Annotated in this window: 36 protein-coding genes; 8 read left to right on the top strand and 28 right to left on the bottom strand. The window is 63.4% G+C overall.

Annotation, left to right across the window (positions count from 1 at the left end):
* On the top strand, window positions 1-2,463 hold the full coding sequence (locus O6W96_RS05185; protein WP_353468606.1) for a tetratricopeptide repeat-containing sensor histidine kinase: 2,463 nt from the start codon (window positions 1-3) through the stop codon (window positions 2,461-2,463).
* Between the two features lie 64 nt (window positions 2,464-2,527).
* Window positions 2,528-2,920 (top strand): response regulator, encoded by a 393-nt coding sequence (locus O6W96_RS05180; RefSeq protein ID WP_353468605.1) that lies wholly within the window; start codon window positions 2,528-2,530, stop codon window positions 2,918-2,920.
* Between the two features lie 4 nt (window positions 2,921-2,924).
* Here O6W96_RS05180 and O6W96_RS05175 read toward each other — a convergent pair whose 3' ends face one another.
* The gene (locus tag O6W96_RS05175; RefSeq protein ID WP_353468604.1) at window positions 2,925-3,782 is read right to left on the bottom strand and encodes a class I SAM-dependent methyltransferase; all 858 of its coding nucleotides are present in this window, start codon (window positions 3,780-3,782) and stop codon (window positions 2,925-2,927) included.
* A gap of 65 nt (window positions 3,783-3,847) precedes the next feature.
* On the opposite strand from O6W96_RS05175, the gene O6W96_RS05170 reads away from it, so the two are divergent.
* The 4 genes from O6W96_RS05170 to O6W96_RS05155 are packed head-to-tail and all read left to right on the top strand — an operon-like array spanning window position 3,848 to window position 6,109.
* Entirely contained in the window at window positions 3,848-4,567 is a 720-nt protein-coding gene (locus O6W96_RS05170; protein ID WP_353468603.1) for a ComF family protein, read from the top strand.
* 32 nt (window positions 4,568-4,599) lie between these two features.
* Window positions 4,600-4,854, top strand: coding sequence for a glutaredoxin 3 (gene grxC / locus O6W96_RS05165; protein WP_353468602.1), 255 nt, complete (start codon window positions 4,600-4,602; stop codon window positions 4,852-4,854).
* Window positions 4,854-5,681, top strand: coding sequence for a carbon-nitrogen hydrolase family protein (locus O6W96_RS05160; protein WP_353468601.1), 828 nt, complete (start codon window positions 4,854-4,856; stop codon window positions 5,679-5,681). The genes grxC and O6W96_RS05160 overlap by 1 nt, the downstream gene beginning before the upstream one ends.
* Window positions 5,678-6,109 (top strand): DUF1178 family protein, encoded by a 432-nt coding sequence (locus O6W96_RS05155; protein ID WP_353468600.1) that lies wholly within the window; start codon window positions 5,678-5,680, stop codon window positions 6,107-6,109. The genes O6W96_RS05160 and O6W96_RS05155 overlap by 4 nt, the downstream gene beginning before the upstream one ends.
* A 126-nt stretch (window positions 6,110-6,235) precedes the next feature.
* Here O6W96_RS05155 and O6W96_RS05150 read toward each other — a convergent pair whose 3' ends face one another.
* The 9 genes from O6W96_RS05150 to O6W96_RS05110 all read right to left on the bottom strand — a co-directional run bounded on the left by O6W96_RS05150 (window position 6,236) and on the right by O6W96_RS05110 (window position 9,040).
* A complete protein-coding gene (locus O6W96_RS05150; protein ID WP_353468599.1) occupies window positions 6,236-6,499 on the bottom strand; it encodes a helix-turn-helix transcriptional regulator in 264 nt (87 codons plus the stop codon).
* A complete protein-coding gene (locus O6W96_RS05145) occupies window positions 6,496-6,693 on the bottom strand; it encodes a hypothetical protein (protein ID WP_353468598.1) in 198 nt (65 codons plus the stop codon). The genes O6W96_RS05150 and O6W96_RS05145 overlap by 4 nt, the downstream gene beginning before the upstream one ends.
* Window positions 6,690-7,028, bottom strand: coding sequence for a hypothetical protein (locus O6W96_RS05140; RefSeq protein WP_353468597.1), 339 nt, complete (start codon window positions 7,026-7,028; stop codon window positions 6,690-6,692). The genes O6W96_RS05145 and O6W96_RS05140 overlap by 4 nt, the downstream gene beginning before the upstream one ends.
* An 88-nt stretch (window positions 7,029-7,116) precedes the next feature.
* Window positions 7,117-7,305: a hypothetical protein gene (locus O6W96_RS05135; RefSeq protein WP_353468596.1), complete on the bottom strand. Its 189-nt coding sequence runs from the start codon at window positions 7,303-7,305 to the stop codon at window positions 7,117-7,119.
* A 1-nt stretch (window position 7,306) separates the two neighbouring features.
* A complete protein-coding gene (locus O6W96_RS05130; RefSeq protein ID WP_353468595.1) occupies window positions 7,307-7,495 on the bottom strand; it encodes a hypothetical protein in 189 nt (62 codons plus the stop codon).
* Window positions 7,495-7,647, bottom strand: a complete 153-nt coding sequence (locus O6W96_RS05125) for a hypothetical protein (RefSeq protein WP_168711545.1) — start codon at window positions 7,645-7,647, stop codon at window positions 7,495-7,497. Before O6W96_RS05125 ends, O6W96_RS05130 begins: the two co-directional genes overlap by 1 nt.
* Window positions 7,644-8,099 (bottom strand): hypothetical protein, encoded by a 456-nt coding sequence (locus tag O6W96_RS05120; protein ID WP_353468594.1) that lies wholly within the window; start codon window positions 8,097-8,099, stop codon window positions 7,644-7,646. Before O6W96_RS05120 ends, O6W96_RS05125 begins: the two co-directional genes overlap by 4 nt.
* A gap of 111 nt (window positions 8,100-8,210) precedes the next feature.
* Complete coding sequence (locus tag O6W96_RS05115; RefSeq protein WP_353468593.1) at window positions 8,211-8,537, bottom strand: ogr/Delta-like zinc finger family protein; 327 nt, start codon at window positions 8,535-8,537, stop codon at window positions 8,211-8,213.
* Window positions 8,538-8,542: 5 nt separating this feature from the next.
* Complete coding sequence (locus O6W96_RS05110; protein ID WP_353468592.1) at window positions 8,543-9,040, bottom strand: hypothetical protein; 498 nt, start codon at window positions 9,038-9,040, stop codon at window positions 8,543-8,545.
* A 444-nt stretch (window positions 9,041-9,484) separates the two neighbouring features.
* Here O6W96_RS05110 and O6W96_RS05105 point away from each other — a divergent pair, with 444 nt between their 5' ends.
* Together O6W96_RS05105 and O6W96_RS05100 are read left to right on the top strand one after the other, a co-directional pair.
* Window positions 9,485-10,207 carry a S24 family peptidase gene (locus O6W96_RS05105; RefSeq protein WP_353468591.1) on the top strand — a complete coding sequence of 241 codons (723 nt, stop codon included), beginning with the start codon at window positions 9,485-9,487 and terminating at the stop codon, window positions 10,205-10,207.
* A 2-nt stretch (window positions 10,208-10,209) separates the two neighbouring features.
* Window positions 10,210-10,605 (top strand): DUF2511 domain-containing protein, encoded by a 396-nt coding sequence (locus O6W96_RS05100; RefSeq protein WP_353468590.1) that lies wholly within the window; start codon window positions 10,210-10,212, stop codon window positions 10,603-10,605.
* Between the two features lie 16 nt (window positions 10,606-10,621).
* Here the strand turns inward: O6W96_RS05100 and O6W96_RS05095 are convergent, their stop codons facing one another.
* The 18 genes from O6W96_RS05095 to O6W96_RS05010 form a co-directional block, all read right to left on the bottom strand.
* On the bottom strand, window positions 10,622-11,653 hold the full coding sequence (locus O6W96_RS05095; protein ID WP_353468589.1) for a contractile injection system protein, VgrG/Pvc8 family: 1,032 nt from the start codon (window positions 11,651-11,653) through the stop codon (window positions 10,622-10,624).
* The gene (locus tag O6W96_RS05090) at window positions 11,650-12,036 is read right to left on the bottom strand and encodes a phage tail protein (protein ID WP_353468588.1); all 387 of its coding nucleotides are present in this window, start codon (window positions 12,034-12,036) and stop codon (window positions 11,650-11,652) included. The genes O6W96_RS05095 and O6W96_RS05090 overlap by 4 nt, the downstream gene beginning before the upstream one ends.
* Window positions 12,036-14,495, bottom strand: coding sequence for a phage tail tape measure protein (locus tag O6W96_RS05085; RefSeq protein WP_353468587.1), 2,460 nt, complete (start codon window positions 14,493-14,495; stop codon window positions 12,036-12,038). The genes O6W96_RS05090 and O6W96_RS05085 overlap by 1 nt, the downstream gene beginning before the upstream one ends.
* A 3-nt stretch (window positions 14,496-14,498) precedes the next feature.
* Complete coding sequence (locus O6W96_RS05080; protein WP_353468586.1) at window positions 14,499-14,618, bottom strand: GpE family phage tail protein; 120 nt, start codon at window positions 14,616-14,618, stop codon at window positions 14,499-14,501.
* Window positions 14,619-14,623: 5 nt separating this feature from the next.
* Window positions 14,624-14,962 carry a phage tail assembly protein gene (locus tag O6W96_RS05075; RefSeq protein ID WP_353468585.1) on the bottom strand — a complete coding sequence of 113 codons (339 nt, stop codon included), beginning with the start codon at window positions 14,960-14,962 and terminating at the stop codon, window positions 14,624-14,626.
* A gap of 62 nt (window positions 14,963-15,024) precedes the next feature.
* Entirely contained in the window at window positions 15,025-15,534 is a 510-nt protein-coding gene (locus tag O6W96_RS05070; RefSeq protein ID WP_353468584.1) for a phage major tail tube protein, read from the bottom strand.
* Between the two features lie 24 nt (window positions 15,535-15,558).
* Entirely contained in the window at window positions 15,559-15,747 is a 189-nt protein-coding gene (locus O6W96_RS05065) for a hypothetical protein (RefSeq protein ID WP_353468583.1), read from the bottom strand.
* Between the two features lie 3 nt (window positions 15,748-15,750).
* Complete coding sequence (locus O6W96_RS05060) at window positions 15,751-16,923, bottom strand: phage tail sheath subtilisin-like domain-containing protein (RefSeq protein WP_353468582.1); 1,173 nt, start codon at window positions 16,921-16,923, stop codon at window positions 15,751-15,753.
* A gap of 11 nt (window positions 16,924-16,934) precedes the next feature.
* A complete protein-coding gene (locus tag O6W96_RS05055; protein ID WP_353469357.1) occupies window positions 16,935-17,288 on the bottom strand; it encodes a GPW/gp25 family protein in 354 nt (117 codons plus the stop codon).
* A 5-nt stretch (window positions 17,289-17,293) separates the two neighbouring features.
* Window positions 17,294-17,848 (bottom strand): phage baseplate assembly protein V, encoded by a 555-nt coding sequence (locus tag O6W96_RS05050; protein ID WP_353468581.1) that lies wholly within the window; start codon window positions 17,846-17,848, stop codon window positions 17,294-17,296.
* Window positions 17,849-17,952: 104 nt separating this feature from the next.
* Window positions 17,953-18,303 carry a hypothetical protein gene (locus O6W96_RS05045; RefSeq protein ID WP_353468580.1) on the bottom strand — a complete coding sequence of 117 codons (351 nt, stop codon included), beginning with the start codon at window positions 18,301-18,303 and terminating at the stop codon, window positions 17,953-17,955.
* 10 nt (window positions 18,304-18,313) lie between these two features.
* Window positions 18,314-21,226 carry a hypothetical protein gene (locus tag O6W96_RS05040; RefSeq protein ID WP_353468579.1) on the bottom strand — a complete coding sequence of 971 codons (2,913 nt, stop codon included), beginning with the start codon at window positions 21,224-21,226 and terminating at the stop codon, window positions 18,314-18,316.
* Between the two features lie 398 nt (window positions 21,227-21,624).
* Window positions 21,625-22,632, bottom strand: a complete 1,008-nt coding sequence (locus tag O6W96_RS05035; protein WP_353468578.1) for a hypothetical protein — start codon at window positions 22,630-22,632, stop codon at window positions 21,625-21,627.
* Window positions 22,629-23,276: a phage tail protein I gene (locus O6W96_RS05030; RefSeq protein ID WP_353468577.1), complete on the bottom strand. Its 648-nt coding sequence runs from the start codon at window positions 23,274-23,276 to the stop codon at window positions 22,629-22,631. Before O6W96_RS05030 ends, O6W96_RS05035 begins: the two co-directional genes overlap by 4 nt.
* On the bottom strand, window positions 23,266-24,165 hold the full coding sequence (locus O6W96_RS05025; RefSeq protein WP_353468576.1) for a baseplate assembly protein: 900 nt from the start codon (window positions 24,163-24,165) through the stop codon (window positions 23,266-23,268). The genes O6W96_RS05030 and O6W96_RS05025 overlap by 11 nt, the downstream gene beginning before the upstream one ends.
* 69 nt (window positions 24,166-24,234) lie before the next feature.
* Window positions 24,235-24,693 carry a phage virion morphogenesis protein gene (locus tag O6W96_RS05020; protein WP_353468575.1) on the bottom strand — a complete coding sequence of 153 codons (459 nt, stop codon included), beginning with the start codon at window positions 24,691-24,693 and terminating at the stop codon, window positions 24,235-24,237.
* A complete protein-coding gene (locus tag O6W96_RS05015) occupies window positions 24,690-25,172 on the bottom strand; it encodes a phage tail protein (RefSeq protein WP_353468574.1) in 483 nt (160 codons plus the stop codon). Before O6W96_RS05015 ends, O6W96_RS05020 begins: the two co-directional genes overlap by 4 nt.
* A complete protein-coding gene (locus O6W96_RS05010; RefSeq protein ID WP_353468573.1) occupies window positions 25,169-25,381 on the bottom strand; it encodes a hypothetical protein in 213 nt (70 codons plus the stop codon). The genes O6W96_RS05015 and O6W96_RS05010 overlap by 4 nt, the downstream gene beginning before the upstream one ends.
* Window positions 25,382-25,421: the final 40 nt, after the last annotated feature.

The following is a 25,421-nucleotide window of genomic DNA, read 5'->3' as shown; positions in this document are numbered from 1 at the left end:
ATGAAGTCCGCGGTCGCCAGGACCATCCTCGGTCTGATCATGGCGGCCGGCGCGATGTCGGCGACCGACGCGCATGCGCAGCGATCACCCACGCTCGACTACGAGGTTGCCGCAGCCGACGCCAAGGCCACGATGCTGATCGATCCGGCCAAGGCGCTCCCCAAGGCAATCGTTGCCGAGCAGCTTGGCGGAAAGATCGTCGATCGACGTGCGCGCGGGATTGCAGTCGCCACCGCCCAGTGGTTGCAGGGCGAAGCGTATTTGAGGACCAACCAGCCCGGCAAAGCCGACGGGCCGGTACGAAAGGCGGTGGCATCGATCGTCCGCTTCCAGCCTCAATCGAAGCTATACGCGGATCTCCTGATCTCGCTGGGCTGGCTGGACAGCTACGAGCTGCTCGTCGGCAACGCGCTGGTGGATTATCAAAGGGCCTTCGAAATCTACGGAAAGATCAAGGATCCCAGAGGACAGTCACGCGCGCTGGTGTTTATCGCCCTTCTTTACGTGCAGGCGAAGGATAACGAAACGGCGGACAAATATTATAAGCAGGCAATGGACATATACCGTTCGGATATTAATATCTCGGTATCGATCTATAACAACAGGGCCCTGGCCTTTGGTGAATCGCACCAATACGCCATGGCAGCGGACCAGTTCAAAAAAGCCTTAGATTTAGCGAAGCAGCTAGGCAGCAACAACCTGCTCATGCAAATCTATGGTAATATCGCGCGGGTCCAGCTTGACATGGGTAATCTGGGCCTCGCCGACCAGGCACTTGCGCGTGGCCAGGCGCTTGCCGATCCGAGCGATCAAAGCCTTATCGGGCGACTGAAAGCGACCGCCGCGCAGTCCGCGTTGCAACACGGCAATCTGCCGAAAGCTCGGAAACTGATCATGGAGGCGCTAGTTGGCGTCGATCCGAAAAAGGCCGACGATTCGTACCAGGACTTTCGCAAGACAGCGTATGACATTTTCCTCGCAACGGGCGACATGAAACAGGCGCTAGCACAACTGCAGGTGCTCAAGCGGCTGGACGACGACGCGACAAAACTCGCGACCAATACGAAGACCGCGCTGATGGCGGCGCGGTTCGATTTTGCCAATCAGGAACTGAAGATCAGCCAGTTAAAGGCTAGCGAATTGCAACGCAGCATCGCCTTCGAGCGAGCGCGGGCACAAACGCAGCGCTATGTATTCCTGGGCGCCGCGGCCGCGGTGGCGGTCGTCATCGCGTTGTTGGCGTTCGGCATCGTCACGCTGCGCCGCAGCCGCGATCAGATCCGCGCGGCTAACGACGACCTCGCTGTGACGAACGACGCGCTGGGCAAGGCGCTGGCGGCCAAGACGGAGTTTCTGGCCACGACCAGCCACGAGATCCGGACGCCATTGAACGGGATCCTGGGTATGAGCGAGGTCATGCTTGCCGATATGAGAATCGACCCGGCGCTGCGCGAAAGGATCGGCGTGGTGCATGATGCAGGCGTGCGCATGCGTACGCTGGTCGATGATATCCTCGACGTCGCAAAGATGGAGACAGGAAACCTGGCGATCGAATCGGCGCCATTCGACATATGCGCGACCATCACCGATGCTGCCCGGATGTGGGAGGAGCAGGCCGGGGCCAAGGGGTTGTCGTTCGCCGTCGAATTCGGCGGGTGCCCGGCAATGATCATGGGCGATGCCGCGCGCATTCGACAGATCATCTTCAACCTCCTGTCCAATGCGCTGAAGTTCACCAAATCCGGCCGGGTGACGTTGCGGGTCGAGGTCGACAAGGACGACCAACTCAATGTCGCAGTGACCGATTCGGGTATCGGCATTCCTGCCGACAAGCTGGAGGACATCTTCGAAGCGTTCCGTCAGGCCGATGCCGGAACCACGCGACAGTTCGGCGGAACCGGGCTGGGGCTTGCGATCTGCCGCAATCTGGCGCGCGCGATGGGCGGCGACGTCTCGGTCAGCAGCGTCGTAGGAGAGGGCACGACGTTTACGCTCATGCTGCCGGTCGTTCGCGCACCTGACGTTCAGGCCGTACCTGCCGCCAGGATCGCCGACGCGGTGACGTTGGTCGTCGATCGCAACCCGATCACCCGAAGCATGTTCAAGACCTTGCTGGCGCCCGACTTCGGGGCCACCGCCTTCGCGGGATCGGTCAAGGACGCGATCGCGCTCTTGGAAGCTGGTGACATGGTGCGTGTATTGATCGACGATCTGACGATCAGGGCCTGTGCAGATCCTCTTTCGGCACTGTCGAAGATCGCCGTCGCAGCGGCGGCATCTGGGGCGGAAACGTCGTTGCTATGGCCGGTTTCCGCTGAAACAGAACGGCAGGAATTGCTCGCTACCGGAATTACCCGAGTGATTTCAAAACCGGTAACAGGTCATGAACTGATTTCGTACCTATTACATAAATCAGTCTCTTTTAAAAACTCAAATCCGAACCTTGTATCGAACGCCGCTTGACGCGTAGATGCTGCAATATGATGCCCATTTCGCCTTTGCTGACTGATATCTTGCGGGGGCGGAAGTGAAGGTGCTTTTCATCGAAGACGACCGGATGAACCGACGTGTTGTCAAAGACATGCTCGATGTGGCGGGCGTGACGATGGTCGAGGCGGAAAGTGCGGAACGGGGGCTGGAAATCCTCGATGAGCAGGACTTCATAATCGTTCTCGTGGATCTGCGGATGCCCGGCATGGATGGCATCACGGCGATCGAACATATCCGCGCGCGAACGGACGCGAAGGGCAGGGTTCCGATCATTGTCGTTACTGCGGACATCGCGCCCCAACTTCGCGAACGGTGTCTTCGCGCGGGTGCAGACGACGTGATTTTCAAACCCGTCGCGATGGATGCGCTGTTCGATGCGATGGGCGCGATCCTGGCCCGTGATGCCGCGGGCGACGGGATGATCGGCTAGCGTCTCAGGTGCGAGGCTTGAGCGCCTCGCCGAGCGACGCGGTCGCGCTGCCACGCCGTGCCGGTTTGGGTTGTGAGGGATCGGGCGACCAGCCCGTCAGGAAGACGATCCGGAATGTCTCGTGCGTACGCCCGCTCGCGTCCGCGGCCTGCATGAAGGCCGCGACCGTGCGCCCGACTACACTCGACGTCAACGGTTGGCGTTGCGCCAGGATATTGCCGCCTGCCATGCCGCGAAGGTCGCCGAACAGCCGGCCTGGATCGCGATAGCCTACGTCGAGCGTTTCGACATCGGCGACCGGCAAGGCGAACCCCGCCCGCATGAGTAGATCGCCAGCGGATCGCACGTCGATTTGCGGATGAAGCCGTGCGACGGGGCGGTCCTCCTCGGCAGTCCGAAGTGCGTTGCGCAACGTCGGCAGGCTTCCCGCGCCCACAAACGCACCAAGGAACAGGCCGTCGGGGCGCAGTACCCGGCGGATGAGTGCGAGTGCGCCCGGTAGGTCTGCGACTTGATCGAGGACGCCCGCACTCACCACTAGATCGAACGACGCATCGGCAAAGGGCAGTCGGTCCTCGTCCATCTGCACGCCGTCAGACTGTGCGGCAAAGGCGTATCCCGGATCGCAGCGCGCGACGCGAGAGCCCGGCGGTGTGACAAAGCTTCCGTCGAAACAGCCGAGATCGAGAACGTCGACGAAATCCCGCGTCACCGCGTCGAGGCGTTCGCCGATCCCGTCCAGCATCGTCGCACGCAGGAAGTCGTGCTCGGCATAGCGGGGCGCAGCTCTATCACGGCGCAGGCGGCGAGCGGCACGGTCGAAGATTTCGGGTGCGGCATTTTCTGAAACGATATCGGACACGTCTGCGCTTGTGCCGTGGTCGCGCGTCGCCGACAAGGTCAACAGTCGCGTGGCGGGAGGTCTGCATGAGAATACGCGACCCCTTCCGTCACATCGTCGGGTTCGCCCTGCCACCGCGATGCCCTGGCTGCGGCGTGCCGGTCGCGGAGGATCACCGGTTCTGCGCGATCTGCTGCGTTACCCTTCGGTTTCTCGGTCCGCCCTGGTGCGCAGGCTGCAACCAACCCTTTGCGTTCGATCGCGGCGAGGGCGCCTGTTGCCCAGCCTGCCTTGCCGCACCGCCCAGTCATGCCGGAGTCCGCGCCGCCGTCGCCTACGGACCTGTTGCGCGCGCGCTGGCGCTGCGGCTGAAATATGGTGGCCGGATCGCGTTTGCAGAGACCATGGCGCGACAGATGCGCCGGTTGCTGCCGCCCGGCATCGATCTGCTTGTCCCGGTGCCGCTGCACCGCTGGCGGATATGGTCGCGCGGCTTCAACCAAGCCGCCTTGATCGCCAATGCGGTCGCGCTGCTCTCAGGCGTACGTCATGACCGCGATGTGCTGATCCGCACACGCCGTACCAGCTTGTTGCGCGGCCTCGGCGGTCGGCAGCGCGCAAAGGCCGTGGCCGGCGCGTTCGGGGTGGTCGCGCCAGATCGCATACGAGGCAGGGCAGTCGCGCTGGTCGACGACGTCTATACCAGCGGCGCAACCGCCGACGCGTGCACTCGTGCGCTGTTAAAAGCGGGCGCGCGGTCGGTGACGATCCTGTGTTGGGCGCGCGTCCTGTCGCCGGACGATTGACAAGCAGAAGGTGAAACCACATTTCCGCCTGCATGGCTAAAGTCGAAATCTACACCAAAGCGTTCTGCCCATACTGCACGCGCGCGCTGAAACTCCTCGCATCGAAGGGCGTCGAGCCAGAACAGTTCGACGTCACGATGGGCGGCCCTAAAAAGGCCGAGATGGTCGAGCGGTCGGGCGGCCGCATGACCATGCCGCAGGTCTTCATCGACGGCAGGCATATCGGCGGATCCGACGATCTCGCCGCGCTCGATGCCAAGGGTGGTCTCGACCCCCTCCTCGCCTGATGACCAGGATCGGCGTTCTTCAGATGACGAGCGGGATCGATCCCGCCGTCAACGCCGCGACATTGGTCGACGCGATCGGTGAGGCTGAAGCGGCCGGCGCCGCGATGCTGTTCACCCCGGAAATGTCGGGGCTGATCGACCGCGATCGTACACGCGGCGCCGCGTCGATCGTCGCGGAAGACGCCGACCCGGTGCTGGCCGCAGTGCGCGCCGCGGCCGCGAACGCCGGTATCTGGGTGCATCTCGGATCGCTCGCGGTCCACCGCCCGGATGACAAGTTCGCCAATCGCGGGTTCGTCATCGATCCGACCGGGACGATCCGTGCCCGCTACGACAAGCTGCATCTGTTCGACGTCGACCTTCCGACCGGGGAAAGCTGGCGCGAGTCCGCAGCCTATGTCGGCGGCGAGACGGCGGTCGTGATCGATACGCCCGTCGGCCGGTTGGGTGCCTCGATCTGCTACGACATCCGCTTTGCCGATCTCTACCGTGCGCTGAGCAATGCCGGTGCGACGCTGCTCGCCGTTCCCGCCGCCTTCACGCGCCCGACCGGCGCCGCGCACTGGCACGTCCTGCTTCGCGCCCGGGCGATCGAGGCCGGCGCATTCGTCGTCGCCGCCGCGCAGACCGGCGTGCATGAGGATGGGCGCGCAACATACGGGCATTCGCTCGTCGTCGATCCCTGGGGCGAGGTGATCCTCGACATGGACGAGGCAGCCGGACTGGGGTTCGCGGACATCGATCTGACGCAGGTCGAGCAGGTCCGCGCGCGCATCCCCGCGATCGCGCATCGTCGCGCCATTCCCCCGGTTACGACCGCGGCATGATCGTCTTCGACCTCAAATGCGGTGGCGAGCATGTGTTCGAGGCGTGGTTCGCGTCGAGCGACGCGTACGAAGCGCAGCGCGCCGCCGGTTATGTCCGCTGCCCGCTCTGCAACGACGGCGACGTCGTCAAGGCACCGATGGCGCCCTCGATACCGTCCAAGGGCAACGCGAGGCCCTCGCCGCCAAGTCCGGACGCGATCAAGGCGGCGATGACGGTAATTGCCCGGCAGCAGGCCAAGGCGCTGGAATCCTCGGAATGGGTCGGCGCGGCCTTCGCCGATCGCGCCCGCGCCATGCATCTCGGCGAAGAGAAGCGAGCGACGATTCACGGTCAGGCAAGCCTCGCCGAAGCCAAGGCGCTTGTCGAGGAGGGCATACCCGTCGCCCCGCTACCAATGCTGGTGATCCCACCGAACAAGGCCAACTGACCCGCCATCGATCGGTACCGGCGGAAGAGGTGGCTGCTGCGTAAACCATCATAAATCCCTGAAAATGCTCTAGATATTTTGTTCTGTAAATGCCCGGTGCCCCCTTTGGTGACCCCAGCCTGGAGATCACTGCGTACGGGATGCCCCTGAGCGCCGGGCGTTTACCCAGCCGCAGACCTCTTCCTCCCACCAGCCAACGCACCGCTTCGTCAGCGCCGTGCTGGTTGGGAAATCGCCTGCATCGATCAGCCGGTAAATCGTTGCACGGCTAAGGCCGACGGTCGCGACGACGTCGTTTATGCGAAGGAAGCGGCCGCTGTCGCTTGGCCGGCCGTCAAGCTTGTCGGCCGCTAGGCTGCGGCGCGACAAATCGGTGGCGATCATGTTCATGCGATCACCTCGTATTCCGCGATGTCAAAAGGGCTGCCTGAGCGCCGCCAGTTGCAGCCGCCTTTGCCGTCCGCGGCCCAACCGAGCGGGCTCATGGGGTTGGCGTCGGTCGCGCCTTCGCCACCGTGCGCCAGCTTCACGCGTACGCGCTTGCCGATTGCCTCGCTGGGCAGGTATCCGGGGTTACGCTTCACTGGCCGTGGTCACCGCAGTCGGCCAGCACTGCGCGCAGCTTGGCGGCGTGCTCCAGCATCTTGTTACCGCGCGCTTCGAGTGCCTTGGCGGTCAGAAATAAGTCGACGTTTGAAATGCCGCGTTCAGCGCTGAGCTTATAGCTAAGGTCCCGGGGGCAAACGCCCATGATCGCGGCCAACTTGGTTTTCCCGCCTAGCATCGGGTAAGCCGTTTCGAGGCCCATCATGCGCTGCATCGCAATCGGAAGTCCGCGCTGTTCCGGTTTTGTGGAACGGTTGGTCGGCTTTGGCGAGGGCTGAGACTGGCGAGCTTCGGGGGGAGCGTCGCTGATCATCATGGAGATCCTGTTGGTGCGAGGGGATCGAGCGGTCGCGCCAGCGGCCGTTCTTGTAGAAAGCGTTTCGCCAAGAGCGGCGAGCGGGTCAGAACATGGGCGGCGGGCGTCGCTTGATCGGGTGAAAATCCTTGGCGAGGCAGAGGACGGCTTGTCCGTCGTCGAAGCGGACCGAGGCAAAAGCCTTGCGGACGGCGAGGACGTCGCACTGCTTTCCGGCGCGGCCGAGCCCTTGGAAGAGGGCACGGTCGCCGCCACAGACTGCGACGTCGCCCACGTCACGAGCGGACCGTTTTGGCGAACGGCATCGCGGACAGGGGTTTGAACTCGGGCTCGACGTTGCCGAGCGCCAGCCGGCAAATTCGGCTCCATTGCGGCGCGAGCGACGCGCGCATGACGCCGATCGCCGTCGCGCCTGCGCTGCCGAACACGGTCAGGGCCAAGCCTGTGAGGACATCGTGCAGCATCAGCGACGCCGATCCGATGTGCCGGCGACGAGCATGACGATCGCGACGGGGATCCAGATGACCGCGAACAGGATCGCGAGGACGATCTTGGCGATGCGGCGACGGCGCATGGCGCGCTCGAGCTGCGTGGCGCTGGTTGCCACGGCGATCACTGGCAGCACTCCACTGGGGCGGTGTCGGGCAGGCACGCGGTGCAGGCCGTATCGGTCGCCCAGGCGCAGGCACCATGCTCGTCGCTGGTGCAGGGATCCCAATGGCTGCAACCGCAGCCACGGCAGATGCGAGGGCGGCTGTCGACTGGATCGGTGGCGAGCTGGCGGTAGACGTCCGGATCGAACGGGAAGACGCTGCGCAGGGCTTCAAGCGTTTCGGGACGGCGGGCGGTGTTGCCGGGCGTTTCCAACGCGTGGATCAGGTCGAGCGCAGGGGCGACCTCATCAGCGTTCCGGGCGAGCATGCCCGCGACTTCCTTGATCGACATGCCAGCCGCCTCGCGGCGCAGCTTGATGTAGGCAGCGGACGTCAGGGGCGCGGCGCTGGCGGTCGCGGCGCGCTCGCCTCGCTGCATCGGCATCGTGAATGTACGCGGGAAGACGTGCATCATCGGGCATTCCTTTCGGCAAGGGGGTAGCGTTGCCGGAAGCGGGTGCTTCCGGATGGCGGGGGGATGGTTCAGGAGGCGTGCGGCCGAGGCCGCGGGGATCAGGTCAGGGGATTAGCCAGGGGAAGGCGCGACCTCCGCCGCGTCAGGCTGATCGTCGTTGGCAGGAACCCGCTGGTCATCGTTCGCGGGCTTCGAGCGCCACTGACCGTGCGGCAGGATTGCTTCGGTAATCGCGGGGTTTGGCTTCATACTCGGCCGCACGGTACGGAAAATGGCGAGTTGCGCCACGAAGGTGTGGAGGCAATCCGCGTCCTGACAGACGTAGCGAATCTCGCGCGTAAACACGTCGAGCTTGACGGAGTCGTACGCGATCGCGCGCGTCAGGCAGTGCGGGCACTCCGTCGCGGGTATGCGAGGCGTGTAGTTTCTCTTCGTCATCTTAGTCACTGATGGGTCCCCCCGGCATTCCCCGGCCCCGTCGACATGGCAGGACGAAGGAAATTGGGCAGGCGCCGACGTATGCGGGCCACGATGCCGCTAACCTGCGTTACCTCGACCAGCGCGCGATGAAGATCGAGCGGGGAAGCGCCGGGTTGGGCGGCAATAAAAAGGGCGGCTTGAAGATCGGCGGCCTCGCCAATAAACTCGACGGAGTCGCTGATAAGCGCGCGGCGGCAGGCGTCCTGCTGATCAACCTTGCCGTCGAGTTGATGGCTGAACGCGTCGCGGAAGGGTGCGTCTTCGCCCCCGGCAAGCCGGTGCGCCGTATCGAGCGCCAGGGCCTCCAACAGTGACGGAAGCGTCACCGTGTCTTCCTTGGCCCACTCGTAGACCGTGCTTTCAGATTTACCGACGACCGCGGCCGCGCGCTTGCGACCGAGTTGCGCAATGACCTTGCCCATCGCGTCCGGAAAGCTGTCGGGGATACGCGGTTTGGTCATCGTGCAGCCTTGGACTGGAAAACTGTCGTTCGATTACAATCGACCGGTGCGGCGGGTGTGCGGTACGGATGCGGCATGGTGTTGGCGGGAAGAGGCGGGCGACCGATGCTTGTCAGAGCAGCCACTGCCTCGTGAGGTATCGAATGGTCGGGCCAGTTCGCTGACACGCGAAACCAGCTTGCGAATTTGTCTAGGTTCGAAACGGAGAACGTGTGACCCTTCTGAAGACGCTTGAAGAACGACCCGCTGTTCACGACGATCGTCGCGACCCGCGGGAGGGACTTACCGCCCCAGCGGGCGACCTCACCAGCGTACGAATCAGCGATCGTTCGCAAAGCGTTCTCGTATGCAGCTTCCATTCCGCAGATATGCGGCTTTTAAGCCGCGACGTCAACGGAATACATACCGCTCGCGTGTGGTGCATGAGTGCGGCATGAGTTCCGCATGAAACGAACGCCGGATATCCTGAAAGAACGCATCCAAGCGAAGTTAGACGAACTGAACGTATCGGCACGCGAGATCTCCATGGCGGCGGCTGGACAGCCCGACGCGCTTCGAAACATCTTGAAGCGCGGCGTAATGCCCGGCGCTGAGCGTCTCGAAGCGATCGCAGAGCATCTAGGCACTTCTTCGGACTGGTTGCTTGGCCGCGAGCAGGGCATCGAGCGCACCTTCGCCGGTCAACCGCTGACCACCGAGGCGTTCCGCCGCCTACCAAAGACTTTACCGGTTTACGGCACCGCACTGGGCGCGGATCTCGAATTTGGCGACGGGAACGGAGTCGTCGTGAACGTCGAGCAAACCGAGGTACATATGACGGCTCCCACTGACTTCATGGCCCGTCCGGTCGGGGTCACTGGCAGACCAGACCTATACGTCGTTTCCGTGTCAGGCCATTCTATGGAGCCGAGGTTCGACTCCGGCCAACGACTTCTGGTCGATCCGAAGCGCCCGCCCGGCGTAGGAGACGACGTCGTGGTGCAGCTGCGGGGGCCGACGTTCGACGGTGAAGAAGTCCGTCACGTTTTAATCAAGCAACTGGTCCGTCGCCGCCCCGGCTTAGTCGTACTACGGCAGTTTAATCCAGGCATCGAATTCGAAGTGCCGAACGAGCAGGTTTCTTGCGTTCATCGCGTGATGCGTTGGGACGAGGCGATGGGGTTTTAAATATGAAGACCAAGGCCCGCTATGCAGTATTGGTAGCCGTAATACTGACGGGATGCACCGAAAGTGCCCCCCCGAAAAAGCCGGTCGTAAATATGACTATATCAAAGTCTGACGTTGGCGAAACGTGGCCGCTAATAAAGGAGCCGGTAACAGTTAACTGTGGCGATGGTCATACGACCATTTTCCTTGAAGCTGAAGGCAAGGCGTACGCATTTAATGGCGCGGCAGAGAGTAGGCCCGGCGCGTACACCGGTAAGTACGCGGTTACGGAAGATCAGCGCGCGTTGCTGGCCCCCAACCCGGATCTGCAACAGTATGGCAAGCTAACCTATCCTCCAGGCGGTGTACTTTCGGTCGCTATCCAGCGATGCAGACAGGCGGGACTGTCTGACCTTTAGAGACGTCAAGAACCGGTCACGCGGCTTCGAGCTTAAGCCCTGTTGTGTAGCCACGATCCCCAAACGAGTGCGTGACCTCCGCGACCAACCAGGCCGTAGTGTTTATCGCAGCTTTGAAGCCGGTGACGGTCGCCTTCGTCTCGGGATGTATATCGGGCCGACCAAGCGCAAGGGTGAGCGACAGCGAAACCGGTTCGCGGCCGGCGCGACCATTCGCCGCATTCGCAGCGGTTTGAGCGTCGGTCTCGTTGGCGTAAACGCGAGATAGCGACTTCGCCCCCTCGGCCTTGCCCGCGACAAAGTGCTGCCGTTTGCCAGATTTGCGATCGTGCCATGTCGCCTTCACGCCGGGCACGTCCTCGCGCTTCTGTCGGCTGTATTGGTGGGCATCGCCGTCGCGCCTGGCGATAGTGACGGTCGCAATTGGCTTGCCCGTCGCGGTGACGCCGGCAGATATTGGCGAGAAAATCAGCACGCCGCGGGCGATCTTGGCAACAGCACCCCGCTCACGGCCGAGCCGACGCAAGAACGCCAGATCGCTTTCACGGTTCTGAGCCTTCGCCGTAATGGCGATGCCGGCGAGGCTCGCGGCGCAGCGAGGCGTGAGCTGGTGGCGCTCCGCGACTTCCGTCACGATCGCGCCCAACGTCGTGCCGTGCCAGCCCTTTTCTCGGCGTGTCTTTAGATCGCTGGTGAAGTCCGCCGATCGAGCGCGGATCGTCACGAGGTCGGGTGGGCCGCCATGCGCAACCTCGTCGACGATGAACCACCCCTTGTCGACCAAGCCCGCGGTAACTTCGCTGCCCTGCTTCCACCCAAGCCAGACATGGATCCTCGCCCCGGTGGGAGGCAGCGCTACGGCCCCGTCGGTATCGTCAATGACCAGATCGAGCTGGTCGGCTTCCTCGCCCCGCTTCTCGCTGATCCCGAGCGACACCAGACGGCGACGCGGTGGACGGCCGTTCGGCTGCGGAACCTTTCCCTCCAACAGGGGCGTGATGTCGTCGCCGTCAACGACGACGCGAATCGCTGCGATATTGGAAATCATGCGACGTCGCTATCGACGCGGAGCAAGTCGATCGAGAAGTCGATCTGGCGCGGCGTCCCGTCTGGGAAGAACGCTTTACCGCGATCGTCGATGCCGGTGATGACATATGCACCGTAGACATAGCCGCGGCCGTCGACGAGCGGCCAAGCCTCCCCGGTGTCGGCCATGCGCCGCAGCTCGTCGATCGAAACACGGCCGTCTGCGATTTCAAGATAAACGGTGCCAGGTAGTCCGATCGTCTCAACGCCGGGACCGGTGAACTGCGTTGCATCACGCGCGCCGATCCTGGGTGATGTCGCGTGCCGCCAGTCTGCGCGGCGAGCGATCTCATCGAACGCGACCGTGTCGATCGAGAAAGTAAACAGGCCAAGCGCAAGCAGCATCAGACAGTCTCATAGTCGGGGGTGTCGGCGAACGCGGAACGGCCGCGCGCGTCCGCTTCACGTTCACGGCGATCAATCTCATCGGCAACAGCGCGCGCGAGTGCCTCGGCATCTTGCCCGGGTAGCTGGTTGACGGTGATGTTATAGATCCGTGCGCCAGACGTAGCGCTGACACCGGGCCGATTTACTGAGGGGCCTGCCGTCGCTGGGCTCGCGACCGCCATCGTGGCCGGGATCGTCCCTATTGCCATTGCTGACGTGAGCCGACGTGCGACGGATCCTACTCGTCGGATTGGCTGACTTTCGCCACCGGCAATGCCGCCAGCCAAGCCCTCCATCATATAACCACCCAACCCGGCAAAGACGCGACTAGGCGAATGAATACCGAGCGCGGATTTAAATGCGCCGATCGCGCCCTTCGCGATGCCCCAAATCGCGCGGATAACCGGGCCAGCGCTCAAACCGGAAAGCAGGCCATTCATGATGTACCGGCCGACCGTTGGCCCCCATGCGGCCATGAAATTGCCGGCAGCGACGAAACCTTGCCGCAACCCGCCCCAGAATGCGAACCACGCTGCTTGTAGTGAGTCCCAATGGTTCCACGCGGCGACGACGAGGGCAACCGCCCCCGCAACAGCAGCAAGCCCGGCTACGATCGGAAGAAGCGGGATAGCCGCGATGCCGCCAGCAACCCCGAGCGCGATCAGACCAGCGTTGAGGATCGCGATCGGCCCCATGATGGCAGCGATCGCAATGCCGCCCATGCCAAGCATAAAGAACAGCGCCGCCAGAACCCCCGTCGCGATGAGAACGTTCTTCGTCAGTTCCGGATGACGCGTCGCGAACGCCTGCATGCGGAGCGCGATAGCGCCGAGGCGAAGTGCGCCCGTTTTTACGACTGGCAACATAGATTGCCCGAGGGTCAGGCTCACGGCTGCGAACGAATTCTTAGCGACCTCGGCCATCCCTTTAGCCGTGCTAATGCGCGAAGAAAATTCGGCGGTCATTGACCCTGCGTATTTGCTTCTATCGCCCACGAGATTGAGGCGTTGCTTTAGCCCGTCGAGGTTCGTGAGCAGGGGCGCGATGGCACCGACCGATTCGGTCCCGAAAATCTCGCTTAGGATGCTGGCCTGCTTATCCCTACTGAGCGCGCGGATCTTTTCCAACACCGTGATGATCGTGCCGCTCGCATCGACCTGCATCGACTTCGCAAGTTTGGTTGCATCGAGTCCGAGAGTGTTAAGCGCCTTGCTCTGTGACTTACTAGCCGCGCTGCCCTTGGTAAGATTCAGCAACAGGCTCTTAATGCCAGTTGCGGCAACCTCTTCCTCGACGCCGATCGAGTTCAACGACGACGCCAACGCGGATACCTGTGGCGCGGCGATGCCGGCGACTTCCCCAAGTGGTCCAATGCGCGTGATGATGCCGGCGACCGTTGTCGCCTGACCACCGAACTTGTTCGTCAGAGCATTGACGCGGTCACCGAGCGCCTCGACCTCCGGCTGCGTCATCTTGAACGCTTGACGCCATTTTGCCATCGTACTGCCGGCGTCCTCGGCGGTCATATCGAACGCGATACCCATGCGCGCCGCGGCGTCGGTGAACGCGACCAGGTCGTCGGCCTGGCTAGGCAGTGGCCGACCGAACTTATCCATACCAACGCCGGCCGCACCGGCCGCTGCGGCGATACTAGAAAGCTCGACGGCCGTCATCGGCATATGGGTACTGAGGCCGACCAGTTTGTCGGTCATCCTCTGAAGCTGCGGGCCGGCCATGCCGGTCACCTTCGCAACCCCGGCCATGCCTTCTTCGAGATCCATCGCACCGGAAGCGACACCGATCAGCGGAGCAGCGACTGCAACGCCTGCAGTAAGGGCAGCGGCCCCGCCAGCAGCGACGCCACCGGCGCGGTCCTGAATACCACTGAAGCCAGCGCGTGCCGCTGCCATGCGTCGCTGGCGATCAGCGAGACGGCCGACGCGGCGTTCCTGTTCCGCTATCTCTTCGTTCGTCTGTCGTGCCCGGTCACGCAACTCGCGCTCATGACGCGCCAAGTCACCGGTTGCGATACCGGCCGCGCGTAGCCGATCTCGCAACGCCGATAGTTCGCGCGTTTCCGAGTGATGTTGCTGTTCGAGCTTCTGCGCCTCGGTTCGCGCTCGGGTGAACTCACGCGTCAGTGCGCGGCTGGGATTGGCGGTCTGCGCAAATTCCCTGCCGAGGGCAGTGGCGCGGGACCGAGCGTGGTCCAATTGGACGCTGGTGGAGGCCAGACCGGCCTTCAGGCTGCGAAAGCTACCGATGTCGGCCTGCGCGCGGTCAATGCCCTTGAGCTGTTCTCTGGCGGCCTTGAGGCCCTGTGCCGCCTTGACCGAGCCCCCCGCAATCTCGCGTAGCGGGCGACTGGCGCGGTCGCCGGCTTCGAGCAACATACGGATGCGGAGGTTGCGGTCCATCGGTCAGCGATCCTTTTGGCGGCGTTCCAGGGCCTGCGCCCGCCAGCCGATCAGCTCGGCAACGCCCATGTCGTTCATCGTCGGCGGACCCCACCCCCAGCACTCGGCAAGGTCCGCCATCATGTCTTCTATTCGGGCTGGGAGGCCGCCTGCCTCACGACCTTCGGCAGCAAAAAATCGATGATTTCCCCGCCGAGCTGCACGAAGTCAGCAGGATCCATCACTGCGATATGTTCCTTATGCAGGATCGGCAGCGTTATACGCGGCGCGATCTTCTCGATCTGCGTGAAGTCGCACTTGCTGATGGTCGCGGAGATGTCGACGCCACGCAGTTCGCCCGCGCCAGGTCGACGAACTTGAATCTCCGTGCCCGCGGGATGCACGACCTGGTCGTTGATAGTGATGTCGGCATCCAGCTTGAACGAGGAAAAGCGTTTGCCAGTGCTGGCGGTGTTCTGGTCGGTCATTGTACGGTTCCTGTCAGGACTTGGTCGGTGGCTGGGTCAGAGCGGAGGAGAAACGGCGGAAGTTAGAAGCCCATCGCGGCGCGATGTTCGGCCATCAGGTCCACGCCACCGACGATCTCGATCATGCCAAGCACATCGATCTCGACCTCAACGACGCCGTTCCACGTCAGCTTGAAGTAGCTGAGCTGGCTCTTGACCTTGAACTCGGTATCCTCGCCGGGCTTCCACTCGCCCATGTCGATCTCTTCGTGTCGGCCGCGCGTGACGATCTCGACGACGTCGACCGCGCCGGTATCGTCATTCTGGTGCGAACCGACGAAGCGCTGCTGGACGCCAGACAGATTGAGCTGACCGTACTGGCGCAAGATGTCGCGCATCGGCCCGCCGTAGACCGCTTCCATTTCGAGCGCCTCACCGCCCATATCGATCTTGACCGGGCGGTTCATACCACCGCCTCGGTAGTCCTCGAGCTTACGGACGAGTTTCGGGACCGTGATCGAAACAGTTTCGCCAATGAAGGCGGTGCCGTTGTTGAACATCATCAGTTGCTTAAGCTTGCTGGGGAACGCCATCGCGTCGGCCTTTCGTGCGGGAGGTCAGTGGGAGCCGTTCGCCATCCACAGGATCGTCGCCAGCAGTGCGAGGGCGACGATCAGGGTGATGGCGAACGGGATTGTCAGGAGCGGCACCGCCCACCAGGCGACCTTGCCGAACGCCCACAGCAGGACGGACGGCACGAGGCCGAGCAGCAGGAAGATGACGTAAGCGCGGCGCGGGATTTTCACCGATCAGCTGTCCGAAACGAGGCTGGTGAAATCGGCGAAGAACTCGTCGGAGATCTCCTGCTCGAGCCCGAGCGCCTCCAGTGGCGGTACGAAGGTGTAGCGATAGCCGATCAGCAGCTTGCCGGCCTTCAGCTGCTCGACCGGGTTCTTGGTCCCGTCGAACACGGCCACCGCGCCGAAGATGCGACCGGCGCGCTTCTCCTGGCGGAACTTCTCGTTGATCTGCTCGACGATATCCTTGGCGAGGCTGGGCAACAGCGGCTTGTCCATTGCCCACACCAAGCCGAGGGCGACCGTGTCGGCGAGGATCTGCGCCGTGCGGCAAGCGCTTTCGAACACGAAGTCGCTTTCCGGCGCGGCGCAGGTGCGGTTGCCCCAGAAACGCAGCTCACCCGCGATTCGGACGACGGTTACGATCTGGGATGCGTTCAGCACGTTTGCGTCGCAGGCCGCGTCCTGAATATCGAACGTGACGTCAGCCGCCAGACCGTCGACCTCCGGCAGCGCGACGTTCGACAACGTCTTGTGCCAACCCTGCGTCTGGTCGATCGCTGCGCGCGCGCCCATGGCGACCGCCGCAACCGGCACGCCGATGCTGGCACCGTCTGCGCCGTAGGGCGCGGTAACGCTGGGCCAGAGCAACGTCAGCTCGCGCGCGTCGAGGAACAGGGCGCGGTGGGCGATAGCCTCGCCGCGATCGTTGCCGATCGCCTTGGCGTACACCCGCGCGCGCAGGCGCTTGGCGACCGTGACCATAGCCTTCGTCACTAGCTCGCCTTCCAGACCAGGTGCGCCAATGATTCGGGGGTGGAGGTTCAACTGCGCAGGGGCGGTGAGCAGCGCCTGCATGCCGGTCTTAACGCCGGCTACGTCGGTGCCGACGACTGCGTTGATCGTGTCGGCCGGCGTGGCACCAGGCGCGACGCGGACGATGACGATCGGCGCGGTGACCTGACCGGCGATAGCCTTCAACGCGGCGCGCAACGTGCCACCCGCGCCGGCCTTTTCGATCGCGTCGTTGAGGTTCGTGACCTTGACCGCGGTGTCGAGCGGGAATGCGCCGGCAACCGCGTCAGGGGCGGTGGCAATCAGGCCGATGACTGCGGTAGCGACGGTGGCGATCGAGCGGGTCGTTGTCTTGACCTCGGCTACGTTGATCCCGTGGAGGAAGCTCATATGCGGACCTTTCAGGCGAGCGCCGACAAGGCGCGGATGGAGGACGAAACGGAAAAGGCGGGTGCGCCGACAGCGTCCGTGCGCCGCCCGGTGACGGTGAGGATGGCCTCATGCGGACGGTTGCCTGGGGAAAGCGTGACGCGCGAGATCCGCGCACGGCCCTCCTGCCGAAGCAAAGCGAATGTAGCCGCGGCAAAGATACGCATCCGACCCAACTCATTGTTCGGCTGATCGAGCAGCTGGGGAACCAGCGAGCCATACTCCCGGCGACAGAGGCGGGTGCCGAGCGGCGTGCCGAGGATGTCGTCGATCGATTGTTTGAGGTGATCGGTTCCGGCCAGCGGCTTACCCGTGGTGCGGTCCATGCCGTTCACTGCGGCTTCCCCGAAAGCCCGCCACCGGGCTGCACACCGAGGTGAACATGGCCCTTCAGGCTCTTGCCTGCGCCGACGACGTCGGTTGCGCCTGTAATGGTGCCCGTCGAGTTGATGTCGCCGTCGACCGTCAAATGACCCTTGAGCGACAAGCCACCGTCCGCAACGATCAGCACTGTTGCGCCACCTGGCAGAAGAGCCGTCAGCGCATGCGACACCGGATCATAACCGATGCGCGCGCCGTCCTCATATTCGGCGAGGGTGGAGGCATCGTTCGCCGGGTGCGGGTGAGCATCGGAGCTTAAACTGCCGATGATCATGCAGCGCGCGGTATCCGCCTCGGGTGCAAGGACAACGACCTGTTCACCGACTGCTGGCGGCGACCAGGTGCGCGTAGAGCCGGCGCGGCTTTCGAGCCATGGGATATCGCCCGTTGTCAGTTCGTCGGCAATTTCCACCCGCGCAGTGCCCGAAGCGTGGTCGACGGATACGACCACGCCTTCGCGGATAAGATCGCCAATCAGGCGCTGGTTATCGGTTGCGGCGACCATAGCGGCGACCATGCGCGGCACGGTTGCGGAGGCGAGAGGCCGCTCTTGTAGAAACGTATTCTACAAGAGCGGCCCCGGCGTTGACGTTGGTTTAGACGCCGGTGTCAGCCGTCACCCGCAATCGCGAGAAAACCTTTTAGCGCGTCGATGTTCGACTGGTGAACCGCAACAAAGGCTTGTCGATCGGCGTCGGTATGGCGAATGGCCGGCGGGCTTTCGATCATCGTCGGCCGTTCGAGATCCGGCACGAGGTTCTTGAACTGGTCGATCGCGTTAATCGCTTTGGCGCGAGCGAGCGCGATACCGCCGTCGACGAAGTAGGAGAGCCGGGTGCCCCAAACATCCTTCAAGGCCACCTCGTAATTATGCGTCGCGACGTCGAGACGCTCGATCGCGACTGCAATGAATTCGGGGTCAACGGGCGGAATTTCTATGGGGTTCATTTCGTCGGTCATTCCAGCTTCCTTAGTTGAGCCGCGAAGTTTCGATTTCCATGCCTGCAAGGCATAGTACGGCTGCACCTTCGATACCGAAAAGCTGCGGCGCAAAGCCGTTGTCGGTACCGATCCACGTCAATTCAACATCAATCATGCGAACCTCGTTCGGCCCCACGCTAACATCTACAACATTGTATGGCGTCGATCCGGGCGTCGTGACGTAAGTACCATCGGAATTTTGAAAGCTCATATTCCCGTATGGTTTCGACAGGCCCGATGAGCCATCGATGTAAAAACGAAACTTACCAGCCGTTCCGGTATTCTTGATCCCTCCCTTCATGCGGAAACGATTAATTTTGCCTTGGGGCGGTCCATACAGATAATAACCACCGGGCTTGAGCGGGTTATCGTTATCGATGGGAAGGGCATAAGAGTAAGGGCGACCCGGCCAGACCTGACCAAATCTTGCGACAGTCGCTACGCCAGGCGTAACAATCTCTGTGGTCGCGGAAATATAGACTTCCGCAACCGCAGGCGAGATCAGCGGATTGTTAGGGATGGAAATGCGCCCGCCCGTAACGCGGATATTCGCAGATCCGATTCCTGCATGCAGAGCGCCGGATTTCCCCGTCTCGGCGTTGGTGCACAGGACGTCGCAATCAGTCGCGTCCAGTTTCCCCGCCAAGGACACGTCGTAAACCGTAGAGTCCGGCGTGATCCACTTGCAGTTCTTCTGCTGCACGTGTCCTTCCTGAATGAAGGCAACAATCGACAGCGCATTCGTAACGCAATCGGTCATGTAGATATTGCCGACAATCCCGTTGTATTTCGATATCAGCATGCAGATAATGCCCTGCGACATCGAAAGAACTTTGCAGCCTTCATATCGAATATCATCGATCAGGCCACCGAGCGGGTCGCCGTTGATGTCGTTGGCGACGATCAGGTAGGGCGCTCCTGGACCCGACCCGACCATGTCGCGGAACGTGATGCGGCGCGAAGCCAGCAGGCAGTGCCACCACGCTTCGGTGCCGAGCGGGTTGTCGCCGTCGCCAGCGCCGCAGATACCGCGGTCGAACAGGATATCGTATGCCTGCGTCGTCTCGAAATGTACGTTTGCGTTGTAGGATTTGCAGTCACGGAACGTACCGAACTGCGAGCGCTCCATCGCAAAGAAGGCGTAGCCCATGTTGAAGGCGGTGACGCGCTCGACGAGAAAGTTCTGATTGGTGATGGCCCATACGCCGGTCACCTTGGTGCCCGTCTTCGGGGCAACGATCGTCAGATCGCGAACGCGGATCCCACATGCGCCATTCTCGAACCGGATCAGGGCGCAGTCGAGGTACGGTGACGAGGCGATGTTGTTGAAGCGGACAAGCCGGGTGAGTTCCTCCCCCGCGCCCGAAAGGAATTTGCCGCTTGGGATAACGATCGCGTGATCGAGTCGATACTCGCCAAGGCTCAGGAACACGCCACCAACTGACGGATCAGCAAGCGCCGCGTTTATCGCAACCGACATATCCGTCGCGGTCGAAGGCGGAATGTAGCGGCCGAGCCGGTCGATACCGACGCGGCTTACCAACACGTTGACGAGGACCGCCGCGCCGTTGACCTTCTGGTAGCGGATCGCGAAGATGTCACCGGATGACGACACGTCGAAGAAGTCATTGGCGGCGGTTGCTGCCAGGCCCGCCGCGACCGACAAGTAGACGCGCGCCGTCGTCATCACGGACGCTTGCGCCATTGCCGTGGTGACTGCGAAACCGTCGCGGATATTCTCGGTCGACGTCTTCGCCTGGACAGCGCCCAAGCGCGCGGCATCTGCGGCGCTGGCCTGCGACCCAGCGACGCCTGCCCAAGCTTTCGACGATCGCGTGCCAGCGCCACCGGGGGTGCCGGTGCCTTCGGCCCAGTCCAGCGCCTTGTCGCGCGCCGCGTTGGCAAGCGCGGTGGCATTGACAACCGCAGCGTCGATCTCGGCAGTCGACACCTTCATATCGCCGCGGAAAACGCGCTGCGAGGTGTCGCCCTTGGCTACCGCCGCTGCCCACTGACGCAGCACCGGCCGGACGGCTGCGGCATAGATACCCTTGCCATGAAGCGGGTCGGCCTGGTCGTAATAGGCGTCCAGCTCCGGCCCGAGATCCGGCACATGCTCGATGGCGTTGAAGTATGCCGAATATTCAATGTCGAGCAGGACGCAGCCGAATTCAGCGGCAACCTCGCGGATCAGCCGATTCACATGCTCGATGCGCTTGTAGCCGACGCGCTTGATGCCCGTTGCTGTCCAGGCGACGGGTTCGGTCAGTGGCGCGGACTTCGGCGGCCACATGTCGGCTTCGGCATCGACCGGCGCGGCCTTCACCGCCGGGAATGCCATGCTCCGCGTAGGGTCCGCATAATAGTCCGGGTCGAGCGCGACGGGACTGGCGCGCAGATCGGGCGGGTAGCCGGTGACGAGAACGGGTTCGGCGTTCTTGCGGCGAATGGCTGGGATAGCAGCGCGCAGGGCCGCGATCTCTGCGAGGATGCCGCCTTGGTCGTGATAGAACACCGATCGCGCGTCGTTCATCCAGTAGAACGGCATGACCCACGATGCTTTGCCGGCCATATACTCGGGAGAGTTGGCGAGCTGGTCGAGGATCGTCACCATCGGAGCGCCCGGTGCAGCGACGGTCACGCCGGTGACGTGCATGTCGTTGCCGGGGAAGAACTCGTTGAGCGCTGCAGCGCCGACATCGGCGGGCAACTCGCCGGCTGGCACATAGCCCGGATGCGCGTTCGAGCTGCCGGGGACCACAAGGAACTTGGTGATCGTCTCGACCTTGCGCGCACCGTCTGCGAACGACACCGCGCCCCAAGGCTGCTTCACGAAGTCCTCGTCATACGTCGACGACGTTCCACCGCCGCTGATGGTTAGATCGCGCTGGCCGAGCAGCACGAAGCCGCCCCCACCGATCGAGTAGGCGAAGGTTGCGATCTTGCCGCGACCAAGTTCGCCCTCCTTGATCGCCACCGCGCCAGGATCAACGACATCGCGCGTGATTCCGCCCGCCGTCATCCGGGTGACTGGCGCGTCGTTCGTAGCGACGATCAGCGCATCGAAGGGCGCGCCGTCGGCTGCGCTGTCGAGATCTACGCGGAGGTGGCTAGTGTCGCCGGCGATCGGGACTGCGATCAGCGTGCCGGCAAGGATCGCCGAGGTGAGCAAGCTGCCAGTCGCATCGTCGAGCTTCAGCTCCGACAGGAATGAGCGCGCGGTCTTCTCACCGTCGAACAGGACGACCTGTTCCTTGCCGGTGGGCGAGATCGCGGGGAGCTGGGAGATCTTCGACATTTTCAGAGACCCTTGGTGTGCCAGTAGAAGGTGGTGGCCAGCGGATTTTGGTTGCGCACGGCGAAGCCTACCGTGGTGACGTTGAGGACGCCGACGCTCTGCTCGTCTTGGTTTATCGAGCCAGCGACGCCTGCGGGAACGACGAATGTCTCGTGATTGACCGGCAGCAGCACGTTTGCGGTGGCATCGGGACCGACGTTGACCGACCCCCAGCATTCCTTCAGCCCATCGCTCCAGACGCGATGCCCACCATCGGCGGTGAGAGCCTGCTGGATGACATAAACCGCGCCAGCAGCTCTGAGGGCGGCGGGCGTGGCGACACTATCGGGCGCGGTACCGGCGCGGATCTGCTCGGCCGTCGCGGCGTCGACCGTAAGTGTCCGATTAGCCGAGCCGTCGCCGCCACCTTTGACAAGGCCGGCCCCGTAGATCGTGCGGCGCATCAGCCCTTCGATCGCTTCGCCGACCGCTTCGATGGCGGTCGCGAGCATGGCTTTCACGACGGCACCGGTGGTGGCGCGGGCGGTATCGCCGGCTTCGGCCTCGATCAGCGTCGCCAGCTCGACCACGCCCTTGGTCTCAGACGTCGCAGGCGGATTGAGGAAGTCGGTGTCGCCAAAGGTGAGCTGCGTGATGTCCGACGTGGGGAACGCGATATCGAGGGCGAACAACAGCGTCGATGCGGCCGACTTGCCGGCGATCGGCGTCGCCTGGCCGTAGACGGCGAACAGCGTGCCGTCCGCCAGGAACAGGCCGAAGCCGAATACGTCATAGGCTAGCGCCGCCTCGTCGCGGACGATCATGTGCACGAGGTTGTCGCCGATCGCGCTGCCTGCGATCGTCGCGATCCGGCGAAACTCGCCAGGCAGTGCGGTGAGCGTCGGCGCGACGGCGAACGCGGACGCCGTCAATCCGACCGTGGCGATCGTCAGATCGATGTCGTCGGATGCCTGGGCGGCGGTGAAGCGGCCAAGGCCGGCCGTCGTCATAGTGAGCGTGAGCGCTGTCATGGCGTGGTGTCCAGAAAGGTGCCGTCACCCGCCTCGATCGGCTCGCCGTCCTCGGTTTGGAGGTAGCTGGCCCATGCGGGGGAAGTGTCGGGGGTGAGCGCGAAATCTTCGCGTTGGAACGTCGCGACGCGGGCCGCGCCCTGAATGCCGATCGAGCCGCGCGCGACGATCGACTGCACGACGGTCATGTGTTCGCGCAGCGGTTTGACGCGCGAAACCTCGCGGATGATCGCTTCGGCGAACGCGGCCGTCGCACGCCGGCCACCGGGCGCGGTGCCGTTCGGCAGCACCATCGGCACAACGACGTCGAACGTATGCGGCGCGCGGCGCGGCGAGGCTTCATGCCACTCGACCAGGTGCGCGAGCTGGTCGAACCGAGCGAGCACCTGCTCGACCGACATGCGCGTGCCCTTGCGGCGGTGCAGCTCGATCGACCCGGCTACTGCGGCGCGCTTATCGGCTTCCGACCAGTCGGCGTCCCATGTATCGACGGACAGGCCCCACGCGAGCCAGGGCAGCAGCCAGACGGGGCACGTATAGGGATCGTCGATATCGGCGGGGAGATCGAGCCCGACGACCAGCGAAGCACCTTCAAGCCCGCGCTCGAGCAGGGTCGCGTTGGGCGGCAGCAGGCTATTCGTCATAGCCGGCGTGCGTCACGGTGATGTCAGTGCAGAGCGCGGCCTCGGTCAGATCGCACACGATCGACGCGGCCGGCGAGGCGATCTCGACGCGCTGGACGCCTTCGACCGTCAGCGCCGCGTAAAGGCCGGACATGGTGATGTCGCGACCGAGCTTGCGCGAGTCGGCAAGATAGCGCGCCAGCTTCGCTCTTGCGGCGCTCAATACCAATGCGGGATCGGGACCGGCAAACGTCCACAGTGTCGCGACCAGGGCGAAGCGACGCTGGACGGCCGACGCAACCGTGACGTGATCGCCAAGCGGGCGGATGGCCTTGTCGGTAACGATCGCGCGGACCTGGTCGAGCAGCACGTCCGACGCGGTGCCGTCGCCCTCGGCCGACAGGATCGAGACCAGGACTTCTCCGGGTGCCGGCGACGTGGCGCTGGCATCGAGGACGAGGCCGCTCGCGTCCTTTGCGTGCTTCACATAGGCCAGCTCGGGACCGGCGACGGAGAAGCCCTCGGGGCCGAGGACGATGCGGGCGCGAAAGCTATCGTCGGTCTCGTAGACAGCCGGCGCACCGGTGGCGGTGTTCGCGGGCGTGACGACCAGTCGCGCAATACCGATGGCGGCACCGATATGGTCGAGCGTGGAGCCGGTCGCATATGCGACCAGGCGCTGTTGCAAACGTTCGTTAAAGTCCTGCCGCAACAGCAATTCATCATAGGCCGCAACCTGCAGCACCTTCGTCGCCGGATCACTATCGACGGTCGCGTCGAAGGTTGGCAACAGCACCTTCATGCGGGCGACCTTGCGCTGGAAAATTGTCTCGTAATCCAGCGCCTCGACGATCGTCGGGGGATCGAAGCGCGACAGATCGACGGTGGTAGGACTGGAGGTGGCGGCCATGCCGGGCATGTCGGCGGGCAGTCCTGCTAGTGGCCACAGGCCACTCTTGTAGAAACGCTTTCTACAAGATCAGCCGGGCGTAACCTGTGCGAGGATGAGGTCGAGGATCCGCTGCTGTTCCGCCTCCGTCAGGCCGAGCAGGACGCGTCGGGCATAGCGTACCTTTGGCTGACCAGGTGCGGGTGCATCCGACAGGCCGGCCTGGTGAATGTTGGCGATCCGCGATGCACGACCGCCGAAGCCGACCCAAACTTCGTCGCCGTTGCCGCCCGCCTTCAGGCTCTTTGCCATGCGCAATTTGCGGAACATCTTCTGCTGGCGAAGCTTGCCTTTCTTCCGGCCGCGATCGGGCTTGGGACGGCGTGGGGCAAACGCTCCGCCCTCGGGATCGAGCTGGGCAGCGATGCGATCCGACTGGCTTTTGCGGATCTCGCGGCCGATCGAGCGCATCAACCGCGCGCGTTCGGGCGCGGCGGTACGCAGCAGCAGATCGCGGCATAGCTGCTCGATCGGCGCGAAGTCGTTCATCGCGTGACGATCTCGACCATGCCGGTGCCGTCCTCGATCAGGCCGGCCCATAGGTTGGTGCCAGTCGGGACGCCGGCAAAGGCGTCGTTCATAACCGGTTCGGGCAGATGCGTGACCTTGAGGCCGTTCGGCTGTTGCTCGACGCGGACCAGTTCGGTCAGGTCGATCGAAATTGTGATGTCGCACGTCTCGGCGTCGAGCAGCTCCGATTCAAACGTGAACGGCTTGCGGTTGCCCTTCTCGAATAGATCAGGCTGGTTTGCAGCGATCCACGCGAGGATCGGCACTAAGAGGTTGTCTACACTGCCCGAGTAGTCTTGCACCCATACCGAAGCAGTGTAAGAATACTCGAACGAGAGTGATCCTGCGCGCACAGCCACATCGCCCTTGTCGACGAAAATCTCCATCAACTCCGGACTGTTCCTGATTTCGGGAACAGATGCGAGCAGATGCGCGCGCAGGCTATCAACCTTTTTCACGGTGCCGACTTCGTGACCGGGCAGCTGCCTGGCGCATTCCAGTTGACCAGGCGATCGTTGCGATCGGCGTTGCCGGCGAAGGCGCGGGCGAGGCGGATAATGCCGGCGCGGATCTTCGTCGGGATCTGCGCGATCAGCGACGGATCCTCTGGCAGGCCCTCGGGGCGCCTAGCGCACGTAAGAAGCTCTGCCGGGGGCGTGTCCTTCACCTTCACGACGATCGGCGCTGGGGCGACCGCTGGCGGGGCG

The organism is Sphingomonas faeni (assembly GCF_040407495.1).
GTDB lineage: Bacteria > Pseudomonadota > Alphaproteobacteria > Sphingomonadales > Sphingomonadaceae > Sphingomonas > Sphingomonas faeni_D.
The sequence above is the reverse complement of the archived record's forward strand: the minus strand, read 5'-3'. Positions and strand labels throughout refer to the sequence as shown.